Origin of the sequence: Escherichia sp. KCJ4928 (assembly GCF_004352695.1) — a bacterium.
In the GTDB taxonomy this organism is placed as follows: domain Bacteria; phylum Pseudomonadota; class Gammaproteobacteria; order Enterobacterales; family Enterobacteriaceae; genus ECMA0423.
The window spans coordinates 1-3,152 of record NZ_SJWV01000298.1; the positions used below are offsets into that span (position 1 = coordinate 1).

Annotated in this window: 1 protein-coding gene and 1 pseudogene; both read right to left on the bottom strand. The window is 56.6% G+C overall.

Features of this window, described 5'->3' with window-relative positions; translation table 11 throughout:
- Positions 1-2,757, bottom strand: a 2,757-nt coding sequence (locus E0D98_RS22745; RefSeq protein ID WP_131891086.1) for an Ag43/Cah family autotransporter adhesin, incomplete at its 3' end; no start/stop codon positions are given.
- A 331-nt stretch (positions 2,758-3,088) separates the two neighbouring features.
- A pseudogene (locus E0D98_RS28105) lies at positions 3,089-3,152 on the bottom strand (hypothetical protein); the annotation flags it as partial.

Consider the following 3,152-nt stretch of genomic DNA (forward strand, 5'->3'; position numbering starts at 1 on the left):
CACATGTTGTGCACTGCTATGCCCGAACTTCACATAACCGGCGTTATCCTGGCCGTCATCCAGGGAAAGTCCCTGCCAGGTGTACTGCAGTTGTGGCTCCAGCATCAGGTTGTCAGTGATACTGAAGGGCAGACCGGTTTCCAGTGAGCCCAGCCAGCCCCAGCCCCGTGCGCGGAAGTCGTTATTGCCCGATGACGCTTTCATACTGTGGCGGGTTCCCTGTGCCACTATGTCAGCCCACAGGCCGGAGGAGGTGTGTGTCAGGTTCATATATCCGCCCAGGCTGCCGGCATCATCCCGGACCGTGCCGGCGCGGGAGCCGTCATCATCCTTAACATCAACGGAAGAATGGCCTGCAGCACCATATATCCCTGCGGTCACAGACATACCGGCAACCTCTGTTCTGAGCAGGTCACCCTCCAGACGGACGAAGCCATAGCTGCCGCTGCTTTCCGGCGTGGCCCCACGGGCAATACCGCCGTTGTTATCGTGACCGAGATGGCCGCCCTGAATGCTGAGACGGACGCTGTTATTTTCACCGTTTACACCGGTCTGATGGCTGCGGGAGCCTGCCAGAATCCGGTCATAGTCCATTGCCTGTGTCAGCATGGAGGCATACAGGGGGACTTCTGCACGATAAGCATTTTCACTGCGCAGATACCAGCTCTCATCACTGTCCCGGTTGAGGGAGTAGTTAAAGGCACCGGCCTGCAGCCTGTTCCCCTGGACAAAGGCCCCTTCCTCCGTGGTGGCACCGTTAATGGCTTCCACCACCTGAATACCCTTACCGCTGGTCGCCAGCCCCGACGCACTGTTGCCGGCGTTCACCAGATTCAGGATGGTTTTTCCGGTTGCCCTGCCACCGTCAATGACCAGTCTGTCAGCATTGTTCTGCGCCATATCCGGGCGTACACGCAGGCTGATGGTGCCATTCTGCCCGTTCAGGTTTTTCACTTTCAGGGTTGCCGGTACGAACTTCCCTGTGCGGGTGGAGGTGAAATGAATCTGTCCGGCATGGCTGAGGTCATCCACCACCGACAGCACCGTGGCGTTATCGGGGATATTCCAGGTGGCACCGGAGGCGAGAGTGACATTCGTGGGGTCAATGGCACCGTTCAGCACAGTGCTGCCGGTCAGCTTCAGGGCTGTACCGCGCTGAGCAATGACATCCGTGGTGACGGTACTGTCGTTCAGCGTCAGCGTGCCTTCATTCAGGTTGACGGCTTTCTGGGTGAGTGTGGTGTTGCTGACAGTGAGTGTGCCACTTCCTGATTTTTCCACGCTGCCGTTACCGGTGAGAGAGCCTCCCTGCAGGAGTGCATCGCCTTCACGGATGGTCAGGGTATCGTTGTTCACCGTCTTCCCGGAAAGGGTAAGTATGGCGCCGTTATTCAGCGTGGTGGTGCCCGCCAGTGTGCCGCCCCTGGCGGTGAACAGTCCGCCATTTACCGTGGTATCCGTGGCCGTATCACCGGCGTTCAGCGTGAATGAACTGCCTTTTTCCAGCATCAGGGCATCCGCCTGACCGCCTCCGATACTGAATGCCTTTCCGTCGCTCCGGGTACCACTGACAGCGGCACCGGAATCGGCCAGCAGTACACCGCCATTCCCCATGGATACGGTGGTGGCGGCACCACCGTTGCGGACATCCAGCGTTCCGCCATCATCCACACGGGTATTAGTGGCTGTGTGTCCGCTCAGCACATCCAGACGTCCGCCATTTTCCAGTACGACATTATCAGCCTTACCCGCCACAACGGAGAATGCTCCCAGGCGGTTTGTACCGGTGACGGTTGCAGCTGTACTGGTAACCAGTGCACCGCCCGTGTTCTGGGTGACATCAGACGCTTTACCGCCGGCATTCACCTGCAGCTTTCCTTTCTGGTTGATGGTGGTATGCGCGGCAGTTCCTCCTTCCTTAATCACCTGCCAGCCATCACGGTTTATCAGCGTCTCTGTTGCCGTGCCACCGTTGTGTACATACTGGTTACCCCCCTCCAGCCGGGTGTTATGTGCCTCTCCGTGTACCGTCTGGTCACCACCGGCGTAAATGAGGGTGTCCCGTGCCATCCCCGAAGACCAGATAACCTGCCGGCCATTTTTGTTGATGGTGGTGGATTCAGCCGTCCCTCCGACCATCTGACCGCTGGACACATTTTCAGACTCCGGACCACCTTCTGCACCGGTGTTGACGATGGTTCCGGTTGCCAGTCCGCCATGTTTTATGGTCTGGTAACCATCCTGGTTAATAATTGTACCGGCAGCTTTCCCTCCCCCGTGTACCCACTGCTCACCTCTGTTATCCAGCGTGGTGTTCACCGCCAGTCCGTTAAGGCTCTGCCCTCCGCCATCACGAATAACCGTATCACTGGCAGTTCCTCCTGCCTGCACAATCTGACGACCATTTGCGGTGACAGTGGTGTTTCTGCCTGTGCCACCCGCGTTTATCCATTGCCCGCCGGTGTTTTCGTCACTGTCCGGCCCCAGCTCAAGCCCGGTACTGACAGTCACGCCATCAGCTGTTCCGGATACAAACTGGTTGTCATGGTTTACCAGTGTTCCGCCATTCACTGTTTCACCCGGGTGCACAACGATGTCAGCAGCCAGCACCGGGAGTGACGTGACCGCGGCAAGAGACAGTGCAACCGCCACACCGCCACGTTTACCCCGTGCGCGGGCCAGTTCGGAGGCAACCACGAAAGCGCCCGTAATGTGATTCCATACCAGCCTGTAGCAGGTATTCAGATGTCGTTTCATCAGCATTTCCTTAATCAGAGTGAGGGTGAATAAAAAAGCCGGTATCCACAGATGTGGATACCGGCAGGTAAAGGGTTACAGTGCCGGAGGTCCGGCTGTGGGAGTTTCTGACGTGTGGTTCTGTTGTTCCCTGAATGTATTTCTGTACGTATCTGTGCATGTTACTGACAAAGGTTATTATTAGCCTATCGATCGATATAAACGATCGATAAAATAGATATCGATCGTTTTATTCTATTATTGAGCTATTGCACGGACAAGAGAGACAGTAACGAAAACAGTGCTTTTGTGAGCAGACTCAGAGTCAGGGAGGGCATCAGTCACGACAGGTTCAGAAGAAAATCCAGTTCCATACCGCACGGGCAACAGAGACCACCGTGTCACGAACAGCGCGC